Raw genomic sequence first — 15,414 nt, 5'->3', positions numbered from 1 at the left:
GGAAGTTCTTTAGCGGAAGGGGAGTTCTCTAGACCCCCAGGGGGCCGTCATGCCATTCAACTACCAGGCCATCCTTCTCCCCGAAGCGAACCAGGTGATTGCCTAGCACCATCTTCGCGCGTTCAAGGGCCTCTTCGCTGTCGCCTTCAGCGATGAGTACGAGGGAGCCAGCGCCATCTTCAGAGCCGGGGACGACGAGGACCGTGCCATAGGCCACCGGGCCCTCGGGGGGAGCAATACGCAGTCGAGTCCCGTGCTCAACCTCTTCGCTCTGACACTTGCGTGATAGATGAGAGACCAGTTGCTTGGCATATCGTTCTGGTCGGTCCGTTTTTACAGTGGAGTGAGTAACCATGGCCCGAGTGTATGGACGGGCAATGGGCTTGTGAAGAGCGAATTCATTCTGCGACCCAGCACAACGGTGAGTTCTTCTTGGGATCATTGACCTACCGCTTTACTTAGGAGAGCCTTACCATAGTTATGTGAACCTAGGTGAGTGTCCGTTGCGCGTTAAATCGCAGATTGTAAGCATCGACGTTGGATCCCAGTACTGTCTTCGGCTAAAGGAGCTTGGCGTTCGTCCCGGAGCGAACTTCTTCTGTGTGAATCGAGCAGCCTTCGGAGGAGTGGTCATCAATATCTCCGGAACCCGAATCGCCGTCGACCGTCGTAGTGCACGGAACATTGAGGTCCTCCAACTCCAGGGTGATCCGTCGTGAGCTGTCCCCACTGCAGTGGAGCATCTGGCGTATCTTCAACGGTCCCAGCACTCCCGGCGCATGACCATCAAGAACCGACTGTTCTGCTGGTCGGTAACCCCAATGTCGGGAAGTCGACCCTGTTCAATGGGGTAACTGGCGGAAGTCAGGCCATCATCAATGCACCGGGAACTACCGTTGAAGTCTCGGTCGGCAAGTGCACGAAGTTGGGCGTTCGGGTGCTAGATATGCCCGGCACGTACTCGCTTATTGCGCAGTCGCCAGACGAACAGGTAGTCGTCGAAACGCTCCAGGGTGACGAGGGAACCTACGCGGGTCCGGAGACCAACAGTTCGATAGACCTTGTTGTAGCTGTTCTGGATGCGGCGGCTTTGGCGCGATCGCTTTATCTTCTTGCTCAAATAGCGCAAAGTGGTTTCCCCGTTGTCGCGGCGCTGACGATGGGGGACATTGCACGCGAAGACGGGAACCAGGTTGATCCGACAAAACTATCGGATGAACTCGGGATTCCGGTCGCGGTTATTGATCCACGAAGTAGCGATGGTGTTGCAGAGGCGACGGAGCTGATTGCCGAAGGACTAGCCAGGCAACCTCATGTTCTTGGTTTGACTCCCGATCCGAATGCGCCGGGCTTCAACCCGGTTGTATCCTCGGCGCCCTCACCACCACATTCTTGCGTCTGCGGCGGCGATGCGTGCTCTGTGATGCCTGAGTCATACACAAAGGCGGGCATCGTTCGCACCGAGGATGATCGCGTCTCTGAGATCTTCACCTGGATCAGTCGTATCGAAACCGAGTTGGGGCGGGAAGGCTCGTCCGAGGCGCGTCTTTCGCGCTCCGACAGAATCGATCGTGTGCTCCTGAACCCCTGGTTTGGAATTCCAGTGTTCTTCGCGCTGATGTGGCTGCTGTTCAAGATCGCTGGCGACTGGGTCGGGCCGGTCATGGATTTCTTCGACGGGATTTTCACATCTGAGGAACCTGGAGCTTTTTCGGTTGCTAACGGGACGAACGCCGTGCTGGGCTCATTGGGGCTCGAAGACACCTGGCTTCAGGGGCTGCTGGTGGGCGGACTGATAACCGGACTCGGCGTGGTTGCCTCTTTCTTCCCCCTTATGTTCGTGATCTTCCTGTTGATTTCTGTCTTGGAAGACTCTGGTTACATGGCGCGGGCGGCGTTCCTTGGTGATCGGGTGATGAGGAAGATCGGTCTGGACGGTCGCGTTATCATGGCGCTGATAATGGGGTTTGGCTGTAATCTACCCTCACTCGCGGCAGTCAGAAGTCTTCCGAATGCTCGCCAGCGTTTGGTGACAGTATTGGTTACGCCCTACACATCCTGCGCTGCACGCCTGACCATTTACCTGATGATCGCCAGGATTTTCTTCCCAAACAACGTTGGGACCGTGGTTTTCGCGTTGTACGTCGTGTCGATTTTGATGGTTGTGTTGGGTGCCCTGGTGCTCAAACCGTTCATAACCAAGAACGAGGGACGGGCCCCACTGATGCTGGTTCTGCCAGCATACGGGGTTCCTCGAGTCGTCCTAACAATCAAGAACACTTGGATGAGGGCGTGGTCATTCGTCAAAGGTGCCGGAAAGATCATCGTGGTTATGACGGCGGTCGTCTGGTTGCTGGGGGCGATTCCTACCAGTTCGGAACATTCTTTTGCCGATCCGGAACTTCCGATGTCACAGTCTGCCTACGGCGCGGTGGCCAAGGGTCTGGTGCCTGTTTTTGAGCCGGCGGGGTTTGGCGAGTGGCACATGACCGGGGCACTTATGACCGGTTTCGTGGCCAAGGAGACTGTGATCTCGTCGATCGTCGTCTCGTACAACATGGACGAGGCCGCTGCCGGAGACGCCGAGGACGGGGGAGACGACCTGGGAGAGCTTCCGGAGCTGGTTCGAGGTTCGTTCGAGGAGTCTGCTGGCGACGCCGCGCCTTTGGCCGCGTTCGCATTCTTGCTGTTTGTACTTACATACACCCCGTGTCTTGCTACTGTCGCCGAACAGGCACGCCAGATTGGCGGGCGCCTGACCGCCGCTGCGGTTCTGGTCCAGTTGATCGTTGCATGGCTCCTTGCCACCGGCGTTTTCCAGATAGGAAGGCTCTTCTTATGAGCCTTGTCAATCCTGGCTTACCTACGCGTCCGGTCTCTCTTACGGATCGGGTGGTAGCGCGCCTTCATGCGGGGGCGACAGTTGAGTCAATCGCATTGAACGAGGAGATCTCTCTGGGGCTGGCACAGCTGATGGTTGATGAACTTGAACGCCGAGGAATGTTGATGTCAGCTACGTCTCTTTGTGCTTCTGGACTCGGGGCTTGCGGTGGGGTTGATACCGAGCAGGTAAGACTGCACTGTGCCGGTTGCCCCCTTTCGCTGAACTGATGCCGATGGGGCTAATGGCCCTCAGTGGGGTTCGGGTGCGGATAAGGCGTGAGACAATAGCTTGCACATGTTTCTATTGGAGGGCTTGGCATGGCACTTTTCGAGCTAGAGAATGGCCGATTGGTTCCCGCGCAGTTCGGGCATGATGTTCCCGATGGCTTCACAGACGAGGTCCTTGAGGCAATTAAGTCCCAGGTGCTCGAAATCGTTTCTCGTCCGCTGTTCCCGATTGCATGGTCAACTGAGGAGCACGCGAGTAACGCAGAGTGCTCTCGCCTTACTGGCCTGGACGCTTCCGGACAGGTGGTCGCAGTCGAGGTGATGCGGCGGCTGGACGCAGATATCTTGATTGACTCTCTTTCGCGTCTCTCAGATACGGCGTCTCTTTCATGGGCTGATCTGGCTCGCACATACCCGATGGGACCGGATGGGTTTCGCAGAGAGTGGGTTTCCTTCCGTGAGGCGATGCCTCCCTCACCGCCCAACGGTCCCCGCCTAATCCTGGTTACCTCCGAGATTGCTGAAGAGATTCGACCCGCGCTGGATGTACTCTCGTCCTCAGGGGTAGAGGTACACCAGATGTCGCTTCGGCAGATGGCTAATGGGCGCGCTTTCCTCGACGTCGATGTTGTTGGTCCGCGAGTTTACGGACATCGCGCCAACACTCTGCTTGAGACCTCGGCGGTTCTCCCTGTCATTGAGGCGGGAGTGGAGGCGGAAGAGGCTCCGTCCCAGGCGCATGGGCGACACTCTGGTGACGCGGCGGTTCACGAGCTTCACGAAACCCCAGAGGTGAAAACTCCGGCCCCTTTGGCAGTGCCTCCAACCGCGCTTCCAACTCGTCGTTCACTCAGATCGCAGCGACGCACGGAACAACGCCATCCGTTCCGGCTATCGGGCCCGGTTGTCCAGAGCCACGCATCGACTGATGAAACATCGCATCTGCCGAGCCGGGTTGAACGTCATCATTCGACGGCCGCGGAGGAACCCGTTCCTTCAGACATCTCCGACCTGGCGCTGATCGCTCACGCCGCTGGAGGCGACGTCACCCTCTACTTGCGCGCTGAGCAGCGCACGCCCGAGGGTGCCAAACTGACGGCCGAGGGCCTAGTCTCGGTTCCATCCGGTCACTACGATGACCCGACTGATGCGTTGCAGGCAGAAGGCATCTGGGCGGCTGATGGCTGGAGCGCGTGGCGATTGGCAAGCTCAGAAGGTCCAACCTTGGCTGACGCGCTGGAAGAGATCAGGCAGTGGAGTTGATCGCCTAGCGGCCTGAGCCGCAGATTTGGGCGAATTTGAGCCAGCGTGCCACCGTGTCATAAATGGCTTCGCGAACTGGCTGGTCAGACAGAAGTAGGTCGTGCTTTCCGCTGAAGCGCTCAATTGTCACCTGACGTCCCAGCACCGCTGATCTTTCCGCGATCAACTTGGCGTTGAGGACCAGATCACTGGTGAACACCTCGGGCGTCCACTCTTCCTCGTCACCGGTTGCAGTTGATGCCATAGAAAGGATTGGAAAATCGAGGTCGAGACCCCTTTCGACCTCCGCGTGTCCCTCCAGAATTGTCTGCATCCACGCCGCCGGTGCCGGATAAGAAAATGGAAGCTTCCACTGCGGAAAGGGATTCCAGCCCCGAACTGCCGGGTCGTCTTCTAGTGCAATCAAGTCCTTGGGAAGTTCAAAGCCAGAACCGGCCCAGCCCTCAGCAATCGTTCGATAATAGGCGTTATTCTTCGACTGCCCTACGACCGAGGCCCTGGGCCGGACCCGAGCGAGCTGTGTTGTCACTCTCTGGAGCGCGGGCCTGATTGCGGTCATGGTCTGGAGTTCAAGCCAAGCAGAGTTCAGGATCATCCCGCTGACGACCCCTTTGTTCCTCCGAGCCCAAAGCGGAATGATGAGACCACCGGTTGAATGGCCCATGACCACTAGCGGGAGGTGAGGGAACTCCTGACGGATCATTTGGGTCGCCCAGTTTAACTCTTCGTCATAAACCTCGAGATCATCCGTGTACCCGATTGTCTGCCATGGGCGAAGAGACCGTCCATACTTCCGTAGGTCTAGTGCGTAGAACGCACCGCCCAGTTCAGCAATCCTTTCGGCAAACTCGCTGTGATAGAAGTAGTCGTTCCGTCCGTGGACGAACAATAGCGCGAACTTAGCGTGTTTCTTTGCCCGTCGGCCCCTAAACGTGTCTGCAAATCGACGACGAACGAGGGTAGCGACAACCGGACCCTCGTCATCATCTCCGAGGTTGGTGGCCATCGACTCGAACGGTCCCCCCAGCACATCGATTACCCACGAGTCGGGCGCAGGAGCGCCAGCCTCTCCCCACGGCACTAGCGCTTCCGGGCTTGGGAGAGACCCCTGTTCTTTTGAGCCCGAGGGGACGGTTTCAGGAAACTTTGACTCGATCTCAGCGTCGGTTAGCTCTTCTTCTAGGTTCAGGTCAAGGTCCAGCTCAAGATTGGCTTCCTCTTGACCTGGATCATGAGAACCCGGTCGGATTAGTTCCGGTTCGTTGTCCCGAGACCTGTTTTGTCTTGACTGCGATCGCTTGCTCACAGCTCCAGGCTAGTGTTTCGCGTCGCAATTTGCTTCCTACTCTCGCGGCGGTGCACTTGCTCGACTTGACTCGGCAACCCTTCGCTCGTGTGCCCTGCGGCGCGTCGCCTCTGCACACGGTCTAGGAAACGAACTCGCGATGCCGGACTTTAGTGCCCTTCGCGCTGGATACGCTGTTTCTCACGCTCGAAAGATCGACGAATTTCGTCTTCGGCTTCTTCACGGCCCACCCAGTGAGCGCCTTCGACGGACTTTCCCGGCTCTAAATCCTTGTAGACCTCGAAAAAGTGTTGGATCTCAAGACGGTGGAATTCGGAAACGTCCTCGATTTCCGTACGCCATGCGGCTCGGTGGTCACCGGCAGGAACGCAAAGTACCTTGTCATCGCCGCCCATTTCGTCCTTCATGCGAAACATTCCAAGTGCGCGACAACGGATCACGCAACCTGGGAATGTCGGTTCTTCGAGCAGAACCAAAGCATCGAGCGGGTCGCCGTCTTCCCCCAGGGTGTCATCGATAAACCCATAGTCATCCGGATACCGGGTTGAGGTGAACAACAGTCGATCGAGACGGATTCTGCCCGTCTCATGGTCCACCTCGTACTTATTTCGATTCCCCTTTGGGATCTCCACGGTTACATCGAACTCCATCATCTTTGCCCTCCTGGTGCCCATCGCCGCCTTTGGGGTCGCATTGAACTAAAGTAAAGCAGTTACCGCCCATCCAAACGGAGAGCCGAATGCAACGCCGGGTCCTTATCGCGATTGTATGCGCAACCGCGCTGGTTGGCGCACTGGTGACGCTCTGGTTTGTCGGACTGCACCAGAGTTGGGGAGGAGTTGCCCCGACCGCAGTAGCGCTCTCGCCAGTCCAGCCGCCGGTCGCCGAGGATACCGAGCTGGCCAGAGGACTTCAGGAGTCCGACTCAAATGGACCCGCACCTACTGCCGCGCAGATTGAAGAGATTTGGAAGCCCGTTGTTGAGGCGTCAAAGGATTCATGGACCCCTTGGATGGCGGTCGTCAACGCCGAGAACGGGCAGGTTATCGCCGAGTCCGGGATTGATGTTCCGCACACGCCCGCCTCGAATATGAAAGTCCTTACCGCGTTCACGGCGCTGACCTACCTGGACCCAAATGCGACGTTGACCACCGGTGTATCTCAGAAGGGAACCGACCTCTATTTCTGGGGAGAAGGCGACCTCACGCTTGCGCTCGGTCACGGCGATCCGAACGCCGCCTACGGTCGGGCAGGAATCGAGGACATCGCGGATCAGGTTACCGCGGCTCTCTCGGCAACCGGACAGGCCTACACCCTGCATTACCAGAACACGCTTTTTGGATCTCAGACACGTTGGCCCGGGTGGGCGGCTGCGGGGATAGAGGACTACGCGGGAGACGTGGCGCCGTTTGCAATCGACACGGGACGAGTCGCCCCGAAGGAATGGGCATTTGTCGCGAGCTCGACAGAGACGGCAGCCAATGCTCTTAGCAGTGCGCTTACAGCTCGGGGGATGAGCATCAGCGGTGCGGTTCCGGGTTCGGCTCCCGAGGATGTGACCGTCATTGCGGAGGTCGAGTCCAGCACGATCCTGGAGCAGGTTCGCTACTTCCTGCTTGAGTCTGACAACACGATGGCGGAACAATTCTGCGAGTTGGCGGCGGCGGGGGCGGGAGTTGACCCGGTGGACTTTACTTCTTCAACCCAGAACGTCGTGAATACACTTGCCTCGGCGGGCATAGACACCACCGGTATGGTGATGAAGGATTGCTCAGGACTTGATCCCGGGTCGCGAGTCCCACCAAGGGTGCTCCTCGGCGTCCTGCAGGCATCACTGGCCGACAACAGCGCCACTAAGCCTCTAACCAGGATGCTCCCCATTGCCGGGGTGAACGGGACTCTTTCCTACCGGCTCTATGAGCCCTCAACCTTTGGGAACCTCACCGGCAAGACAGGTTTTCTAGGAAGATCAGCGACTTTCTCCGGAATAGGGATGACTTCATCGGGAGCCAATCTCTTCGTGGCTGTGGGTTCGGATGACGTCGTAGATGATGCGGCTCTTTGGACCATAGCCACGATTGACGAGTTCCTAACAAGACTGTTTGCACTCTGATGGGCACGGTATCTGATCTGCTCGGGGGGAGTCCCCCTCGCAAGGCGCGCCGGGTATCACTGGCGGTTCGCGAGGTCTTGTCTGAGCGCCACACCGAGTTTGGTGGTGACTACGGATTTGTGGTTGGAGTGTCCGGCGGAGCCGATTCGTTGGCGCTGACCGTGGCCGCAGCCGACGTAGCAGAAAGGGCGGAAATCCCATACTCTGCGCTGGTGGTGGATCACGCGATGAGGCGGGAATCGGCGGAAGAAGCCCGGAGTGTTGTCGAGTATCTGCATCGACTTGGTGTTGCGAATGCAAAGGTCCTTACCGTTGAGAAACAGGGCTGCAACCAGGGAGTCGCCTCTCCGGAAGCGACCGCTCGTTCGGTGCGCCATGAACTGCTGGAAGCCGAGGCGAGGTCCTGGGGCGCGGATCTGCAACAGGTCGATGTCCTCCTCGGTCACACGATGGACGACCAGGCAGAGACTGTCTTGCTAAGACTCGCCCGGGGATCGGGTGCCGGCTCAATCTCCGCCATGGAACCGGTGCTTGGCCTTGATCGGCTGGGTGAGAACCCAAGGATTGCTAGAGTTCGTCCCCTTCTTTCCGTGCGCCGTAGTGACACGGAGGCTTTCTGCAGTTCCCTCTCCCTGAAGGTGGTTGAGGACCCAACGAACCGGATGGACGGACCGTGGCAGACGAAGTCCGGTGAACCGTTACCTCGTGCGGCAGTACGAGGAACAGTGTTGCCGGCGCTCGCGGCAGCTCTGGGTCAAGATCCAGTTCCGGCTCTGGCAAGGACGGCGGAGTTGGCGCGGCAGGACGATACGGCACTGGAAGAGTGGGCTGAGAGCATTGTCGGCGAGCATCTGATTGCCGACGGACAGGGGAGTTCCATTCCTTTGTATGTGCTAGCGTCTCTCCCTCGGGCAGTGAAGACAAGAGTGCTGGTGCGGGTAGCCGCCCTTGCTCGAGTTACGGGGCTGAACTTTCACCAGGTGAGGTCGCTCGAACAACTGGTGAATAGCGCAAAGAACGCTGCGGGTGACCAACGGATCGTTGATCTACCGGGAGGGTTCGTGGCAACGAGGACAGACGGAAACCTCCAGATACGAAGAGCGGACTGAAAGGCGTCTCGGATGAAGCGCGCCAATGCCAGTCGTGAGAATACTTCTTAAGCCTAGGGGCACGGGCTGTGTGGGCTGTGTCCGCTCGGGAGCTGGGGACTGGTGACTGGAACGCCAGACAAGAGTCTAGGGTTAGTCTCACGCAGCTCGATGCGCCGCTGTTGGTCGGGGGACGCCCGACAACGAGTCGGCTGTCGCGGCACTGGTTTAGCGGTGAGTGGAAAACACCTATCTCACGGATACACCTACGATGAAATGTGGCAATCTAGTTTGGTCACAGGCATACGCAAAGCTGTACGGGAACGGACGGGTATGGACGCGAAAGACATGGGAGCAGATCTCGAGAAGGTTCTCCTTACCGAGGAAGAGATCGACGTGCGGCTCACAGAGTTAGCGGCGCAGATTGATGCGGACTACGGCGATGAAGATCTGCTGCTGGTTGGCGTTCTTCGGGGGGCTGCTCCGCTGATGGTTGACCTGTCTCGTAAGCTTCACAGAATCGTTGAGATCGACTGGATGGCAGTTTCCAGTTATGGCTCGGGCACGAAGTCTTCCGGTGTCGTCCGAATCCTTAAGGATCTGGACTCCGACGTTCACGGACGCAATGTCCTGATTGTCGAGGACATTCTGGACTCGGGACTGACCCTTTCCTGGCTCAAGGAGAACCTTGAGGCGAGGGGGGCAAGTTCGGTGGAGGTGATGACGCTACTTCGCAAGCCCGATGCCGTTAAGGTTCCGGTCGAGGTGAAGTACCTGGGTTTCGACATTCCCAATGAGTTCGTTATCGGCTACGGCCTAGACTACGCCGAGGCCTATCGAAACCTTCCCTTCGTTGGCACGTTGGCGCGCCATGTGTACGAGTCCGAGGACGGCGAGTAAGTGAGCGAAGAAAAGACCAAGAAGTCGACCAAGGGTGAAGGCAGCAAGACCTGGCCGTTCATTGTTGTGCCGTTACTGGCGCTTCTGATAATCACCTGGATGGTCTGGAGGATGTTCCAGCCAGCGACCGTGATCACCTCAGAAGGCCTGGACATTCTTCGAGAAGAGAAGATCACCAGCGCGATCGTCAACGACGGAAGTCAGCAGGTCAATCTGACACTAGCCGAGCCGTACACACACGCGAGTACGGGTCCCATGGACCCCGAGAAAGAACTCGGGCGCAACGTCTCATTCACCTATGCTCGAACTCAGTCCGAGCAGGTTCTCGATCTTCTAGACAAGGCTGTGCCGGCCGAGGGGTACAACGCCCTGTATCCCCAACCAAGCGTTCTCGGATCGATGCTTCAGTTGCTGATTCCGATGATGTTATTGCTCGGTGGTTTCTGGTGGCTGATGTCACGCACGGCTGGCTCAAAGATGATGGGTGGGTTTAGCTCATCGAAGGCAAAACAGTTCAACGAGGAAAACCCGCAGGTCACCTTCGCGGACGTGGCCGGTGAGGACGAGGCCGTTGAGGAACTCGACGAAATCCGCGAGTTCCTGGTTGAACCCTCTAAGTTCACTTCTGTCGGTGCCAAGATCCCCAAGGGTGTTCTTCTCTACGGTCCTCCCGGCACGGGCAAGACGCTCCTCGCCAAGGCAGTTGCTGGCGAAGCTAAGGTTCCCTTCTTCTCGATCTCCGGTTCAGAGTTCATGGAGCTCTATGTTGGCGTCGGCGCCTCGCGTGTCCGTGATCTGTTCGAGAAGGCACGCAAAGCCGCCCCCGCCATCATTTTTGTCGACGAAATCGATGCGATCGGACGTCATCGTGGATCGGGAATCGGTGGCGGCAACGATGAGCGGGAGCAGACGCTGAACCAGATGCTGGTTGAGCTGGATGGTTTTGACGAGCGTACCAACGTCATCATGATTGCGGCCACGAACCGTCCCGACATCCTCGATCCGGCGTTGCTGCGTCCAGGGCGATTTGATCGGCAAATCGCCGTTGAGGCCCCCGACATGAAGGGCCGACACAAGATTCTTGAGGTTCACGCCAAGGGGAAACCACTAACCCCCGACGTCGACCTAAAGCAGATAGCAAAGCGAACCCCTGGCTTCACCGGAGCAGATTTGGCAAACGTCTTGAACGAGGCTGCCCTGCTGACTGCCCGTTCCGATGCGGATTTAATCGATAACAGAGCCATTGACGAGGCAGTTGACCGTGTCATCGCAGGTCCTCAGAAGCGAACTCGCGTAATGAACGAGCACGACAAGGCGGTGACCGCGTATCACGAGGGGGGACATGCTCTGTGCGCGGCTGCGCTACAGTACACAGATCCCGTCACCAAAGTGACCATTCTTCCGCGCGGGCGGGCACTTGGATACACGATGGTCATGCCTAGTGAAGACCGATACTCAAAGACTCGCAACCAGCTTCTCGATGATTTGGTATACGCGATGGGCGGCAGGGTCGCTGAGGAGGTCGTCTTCCGCGATCCTTCGACCGGTGCCTCGAACGATATCGAGAAAGCGACAGCCACCGCGCGCGCAATGGTGACTGACTACGGGATGACCGACGCGGTTGGTACGGTCAAGCTTGGTTCAAAAGACACTGATCCGTTCGTCGGTCGTGAAATGGGCCGCGGACAGGATGCCCCGATGTCTGATCACCTCGCTACTCGAATCGACGAGCAGATAAGAGGTCTACTTGACGGAGCCGTGCGCGAAGCGTGGACGATTCTTACCGAGAACCGTGAGATCCTCGATAACCTTGCCTTGCGTCTGCTTGAAGAGGAAACTCTCGACGAGAAAGCCCTGAAAGAGGTCTTTAAGGACATAAAGAAGCAACCAAAGCGCGCGGTGTGGAACTACGGCAGCGAAGGTGCGATCCCCGGAGCCGTGCTCGGTGACCCGAAGCAGGTTCCGGCCAAGGCGGTGGACCCCGCCGCTCCGGTGCCAGAAGAACTTCAGACGGAGGCGCCGTGAGCTACGACGCTAGCGCGGTCCGCTCGGCGACAGGCGAGATTCTTTCCGCGATTGGCGAGGATCCCATGCGGGAGGGGCTTGTTGAGACCCCCGACCGGGTTGCTCGGAGTTTTGCGGAGATCTTCAGCGGTTTGCACGAAGATCCGAGTGAGCACCTGAAGAAGACCTTCCACGTTGATACCGATGAACTGGTGATCCTAAAGGACATCACCTTCTACTCCATGTGTGAACATCACCTATTGCCCTTTTTCGGCAGGGTTCACGTGGCCTACCTGCCGGCGAATGGGCGCATTACCGGTCTGTCTAAACTCGCCCGATGTGTCGATGGCTATGCTCGTAGACCACAGGTCCAAGAACGACTCACGGGCCAGATTGCTTCCGCGATTGAGTCGACCCTAACGCCGCTGGGAGTGGGCGTGATCGTCGAAGCCGAACACATGTGTATGACCATGCGGGGTGTTCACAAGGAACATCCCGTCACAATGACAAGCACGTTCCGAGGGACACTGGCGGAGTCCGCTCGCAAACAAGAAGTCCTATCCCTGGTTCGTAGCTAGCGTAGGTAGGGAAAATGGCGATTGGGGTTCCGGCTGTCATCTCCCGCGGGAGGACTTTGGGTGGCGACACCACTCAGGTCATGGGAATACTAAACGTGACACCAGATTCTTTCTCAGACGGTGGATTCTGGCACTCCGAAACGGCCGCTACCGCACACGGAGTCCAAATGTCGGCTGAGGGTGCGGCGATCATCGACGTGGGGGGCGAATCGACGAGACCGGGTGCCCGTCGAGTTTCCGCGGATGAGGAATGGGAACGCATCGGTCCTGTAGTTCGTAACCTGGTTCGAGAGGGGATCGCAGTCTCAATCGACACGGTCCATTCCGAAACTGCCAAAAGAGGACTTGAACTGGGGGCGGTGCTGATAAATGACGTTTCGGGCGGTAGCCTCGATTCTGGCATTGCCCGAGTCTGCGCGGAATACGATGCTGCAATGGTGGTGCAACATTGGCGCGGCTTCCCCTCCGATCCACTACTCGACACGAAGTACGGCGACGTTACCTCAGAGTTGATTCGGGAAACGATGGTCCAGGTGGAGGCAGTCCTCGACTCGGGCCTACAACCTACACGCGTCGTGGTTGACCCCGGGTTAGGATTTGCACTAGGGGGAGCCGACTCGTGGCGAATTGTTGAATCACTAGATGATTTCGTTTCTACCGGGTTTCCGGTGTTAGTCGGAGCCTCGCGTAAGCGGTTCATTGCTGAGAGATACGGGAATGAGCTTGAACAGGGAACCCTGGACGTCACTAGGTCCTGCGTAAGCAGTGGGGCGTGGATGGTCCGAGTGCACTCGGTCGGACCAAACGTGAGACTGATTCAGGAGCTCTCAAAATAGTCCGAGGGCGAAAGAGGGAGGAGTCGCGGTGAGTGATCACAGGGATGTTATTGCCCTGCGCGGCTTAAGCGCCGTGGGAAGTCACGGGGTATACGATTTTGAGCGACACGGCTCACAGGTTTTCTCTGCGGATCTGAAGCTCCACGTTGATTCTCGTCAGGCAGCGCTCACGGACGATGTTGCTTACACCGTTGATTACTCGCAGCTAGCTGAGAAAGCGGTAGCGATTCTTAGTGGCACTCCCGTCTACCTGCTAGAGACCCTTGCGAACAAACTCGCGGCGATGGCCCTGACTTTCCCGTTGGTTCACAGCGTAGAGGTCACGGTCCATAAACCGATGGCTCCGGTTCGTCACCAGTTCGAAGACGTTTCAGTGACGGTTACCAGAAGTCAGGATGATCGGGCTCCGAAGGAGACCTCCAGGCCTGCATGCGAGACCAGGACTTGGGAAGCGGACAATCCTCCGGCTCAGATCGCCAAGATTGAGAAGCGGCCGTCAACGGTTCCGCAGAGGTCGGCTGTGCCCGTGAAGTCTCCGTTCCCAACGCGCGCCGAACTGAGCCGGCGACGCGGCGAACCAGAGCCTGCTCCCACGAGGTCATTTACGCGATCCCAAAGTCCACTCACCGGCGCGGCACTGATTCCCCGATCCTTCACCGATGGATCGCCCATTTATCGAGCCGTGCTTTCACTCGGTTCTAACAAGGGAGCTTCGCTCCAGACCCTGGCGGACGCCGTCGCTGCACTCCGGTCTACTCCGGGTTTCGAAGTTTCACTTGTCGGCCCGGTGGTCCGCACACTTCCAGTCTTGGAACCGGGAGCTCTCCCGCAGCCGGACTACCTGAATACGGTCGTCATCGGAAGAACAGTTCTTCCGCCTCCGGTGCTATTGCAGGAAGTTAATCGTATCGAGGCGGAATTTGGGCGTGTGAGAGAGCGCCGCTGGGCGGCGCGAACCCTCGACATCGACATCGTCAGTCTGGACCAAATGAGGATTAACTCCCGTGACCTCATACTTCCGCACCCTCGTGCCCACGAGCGCGCATTTGTTCTGTTCCCCTGGGCCGCAATTGCTCCGAAGGACAGACTTCCCGGATTCGGTGAGGTGAGCCAACTATTGGCACTCGCACCGGATCGTTCGGGACTGCTCTCGGTCAGGGAAAACTGGCTTGATGACGATGGGCGGATCGCTTCGGGAACCGAGCGTCAGCTCAATGAGCGTCCAAAAAAGGAACGACTGACGGCACAACTTGACCTACCGAGTGTTACGGTCCGCGGGGAAAGACTCCATCTTGCTCCGATAGACCATGATCCAATCTTTAAAAGGCTGCTCGAGAAAGAAGTTGTGGAACCTGCCCCGCCAGCACCACCCGGACCTGTGGCCGCTCAAGTGGACGAGTCCGCAATAGAAAAGCCTGCGCGGCGAACGCCTGTGGCGGAACCTTCCACAGGGACTCCAGTACAGGGAACGCCAGTTCAGGCTTCGCACGCGGTACAGGGTCGCCTGCCCGATTGGCGCGCTGCCGCAAATAGTCGGAGCCCGAAGGTGGTTGACGAGTCAGCACACACAGCTCCGAGCACAACTGGTTCCACCCCAACGGGTCGTCGAGTTACCGTCCGCCCTACCCCGACTGGGAGCATCCCAATCGCTGGGGGATCTGGGCAACGACGCAGATGAAGCCGCTGTCTGTCTGGACGCAGGTGGGACTTGGCGTGGCGGGTCTCGCCGCAGGATTTCTGCTTCAGGAAATCCTGGTTCAGGTAGGGGCCCACCCACTCCTAATAACGCCCTGGCTGGCCCTGCTATTCCTTCTGGTCGCAGTATTCCTAATTGTCTTTGGAATTGGCGTTCGCCGGATGAAACGCAGAACGAAGACTTGGATGACTCCCGTCATGGCGGGGCGTACCGCACTTTTTGCGCGCGCTTCTGCTCCGGTGTGCGCTACCTCGTCCGGAGTCTTGCTCGGTATCGCGGCAGTGGGACTAATGCGGTCGTGGGCTCCGATGATGGCACAGTCGGGCTGGAGCGCATTAGCCGCAGGGTCGATGGCGCTAATCGCCGCGGTGTGCGCCATCGTGGTTGAGCGATGGTGCGTAGACGACAGTTCTGACGGGTCTGATGAGAATCGAACCAGGAACTCGGCCGGTCGCGGTAGGCGCGCGTCCGACGTTGCTTCCGCGAGGCAAAGCCACATTGGAAACCATGGCCGCTAAC

Annotated in this window: 15 protein-coding genes; 12 read left to right on the top strand and 3 right to left on the bottom strand. The window is 58.2% G+C overall.

The features are described 5' to 3' along the window. Nucleotides 1–28: 28 nt before the first annotated feature. Nucleotides 29–355: a DUF2218 domain-containing protein gene (locus tag U6G28_01590; GenBank protein WRS30411.1), complete on the bottom strand. Its 327-nt coding sequence runs from the start codon at nucleotides 353–355 to the stop codon at nucleotides 29–31. A 127-nt stretch (nucleotides 356–482) separates the two neighbouring features. On the opposite strand from U6G28_01590, the gene U6G28_01585 reads away from it, so the two are divergent. The 4 genes from U6G28_01585 to U6G28_01570 all read left to right on the top strand — a co-directional run bounded on the left by U6G28_01585 (nucleotide 483) and on the right by U6G28_01570 (nucleotide 4,374). Then, nucleotides 483–719, top strand: a complete 237-nt coding sequence (locus U6G28_01585; protein ID WRS30410.1) for a FeoA family protein — start codon at nucleotides 483–485, stop codon at nucleotides 717–719. Continuing rightward, a complete protein-coding gene (gene feoB / locus U6G28_01580) occupies nucleotides 716–2,842 on the top strand; it encodes a ferrous iron transport protein B (GenBank protein WRS30409.1) in 2,127 nt (708 codons plus the stop codon). Before U6G28_01585 ends, feoB begins: the two co-directional genes overlap by 4 nt. Continuing rightward, entirely contained in the window at nucleotides 2,839–3,111 is a 273-nt protein-coding gene (locus U6G28_01575; protein WRS30408.1) for a hypothetical protein, read from the top strand. Before feoB ends, U6G28_01575 begins: the two co-directional genes overlap by 4 nt. A gap of 90 nt (nucleotides 3,112–3,201) precedes the next feature. After that, on the top strand, nucleotides 3,202–4,374 hold the full coding sequence (locus tag U6G28_01570) for a hypothetical protein (GenBank protein WRS30407.1): 1,173 nt from the start codon (nucleotides 3,202–3,204) through the stop codon (nucleotides 4,372–4,374). A gap of 4 nt (nucleotides 4,375–4,378) precedes the next feature. Here the strand turns inward: U6G28_01570 and U6G28_01565 are convergent, their stop codons facing one another. Together U6G28_01565 and U6G28_01560 are read right to left on the bottom strand one after the other, a co-directional pair. Then, on the bottom strand, nucleotides 4,379–5,680 hold the full coding sequence (locus tag U6G28_01565) for an alpha/beta hydrolase (GenBank protein WRS30406.1): 1,302 nt from the start codon (nucleotides 5,678–5,680) through the stop codon (nucleotides 4,379–4,381). 149 nt (nucleotides 5,681–5,829) lie between these two features. Further along, entirely contained in the window at nucleotides 5,830–6,330 is a 501-nt protein-coding gene (locus U6G28_01560; GenBank protein WRS31173.1) for an inorganic diphosphatase, read from the bottom strand. A gap of 89 nt (nucleotides 6,331–6,419) precedes the next feature. Here U6G28_01560 and U6G28_01555 point away from each other — a divergent pair, with 89 nt between their 5' ends. The 8 genes from U6G28_01555 (at nucleotide 6,420) to U6G28_01520 (ending at nucleotide 15,413) form a co-directional block, all read left to right on the top strand. Continuing rightward, nucleotides 6,420–7,793 carry a D-alanyl-D-alanine carboxypeptidase gene (locus U6G28_01555; protein WRS30405.1) on the top strand — a complete coding sequence of 458 codons (1,374 nt, stop codon included), beginning with the start codon at nucleotides 6,420–6,422 and terminating at the stop codon, nucleotides 7,791–7,793. After that, nucleotides 7,793–8,902, top strand: coding sequence for a tRNA lysidine(34) synthetase TilS (gene tilS, locus U6G28_01550; protein WRS30404.1), 1,110 nt, complete (start codon nucleotides 7,793–7,795; stop codon nucleotides 8,900–8,902). Before U6G28_01555 ends, tilS begins: the two co-directional genes overlap by 1 nt. A gap of 312 nt (nucleotides 8,903–9,214) precedes the next feature. After that, nucleotides 9,215–9,781, top strand: a complete 567-nt coding sequence (gene hpt / locus U6G28_01545) for a hypoxanthine phosphoribosyltransferase (GenBank protein WRS31172.1) — start codon at nucleotides 9,215–9,217, stop codon at nucleotides 9,779–9,781. Further along, nucleotides 9,782–11,806, top strand: coding sequence for an ATP-dependent zinc metalloprotease FtsH (ftsH, locus tag U6G28_01540; protein ID WRS30403.1), 2,025 nt, complete (start codon nucleotides 9,782–9,784; stop codon nucleotides 11,804–11,806). Next, complete coding sequence (folE, locus tag U6G28_01535; protein WRS30402.1) at nucleotides 11,803–12,363, top strand: GTP cyclohydrolase I FolE; 561 nt, start codon at nucleotides 11,803–11,805, stop codon at nucleotides 12,361–12,363. Before ftsH ends, folE begins: the two co-directional genes overlap by 4 nt. Nucleotides 12,364–12,377: 14 nt before the next feature. Beyond that, nucleotides 12,378–13,199 carry a dihydropteroate synthase gene (gene folP / locus U6G28_01530; GenBank protein ID WRS30401.1) on the top strand — a complete coding sequence of 274 codons (822 nt, stop codon included), beginning with the start codon at nucleotides 12,378–12,380 and terminating at the stop codon, nucleotides 13,197–13,199. Between the two features lie 28 nt (nucleotides 13,200–13,227). Then, nucleotides 13,228–14,877: a 2-amino-4-hydroxy-6-hydroxymethyldihydropteridine diphosphokinase gene (folK, locus tag U6G28_01525; GenBank protein WRS30400.1), complete on the top strand. Its 1,650-nt coding sequence runs from the start codon at nucleotides 13,228–13,230 to the stop codon at nucleotides 14,875–14,877. Next, on the top strand, nucleotides 14,874–15,413 hold the full coding sequence (locus U6G28_01520; GenBank protein ID WRS30399.1) for a DUF3180 family protein: 540 nt from the start codon (nucleotides 14,874–14,876) through the stop codon (nucleotides 15,411–15,413). The genes folK and U6G28_01520 overlap by 4 nt, the downstream gene beginning before the upstream one ends. Nucleotide 15,414 lies beyond the last annotated feature (1 nt).

It is taken from the genome of Actinomycetaceae bacterium MB13-C1-2, assembly GCA_035621235.1.
Lineage (GTDB): Bacteria > Actinomycetota > Actinomycetes > Actinomycetales > Actinomycetaceae > Scrofimicrobium.
This window is presented reverse-complemented; position numbering and strand designations above follow the sequence as displayed.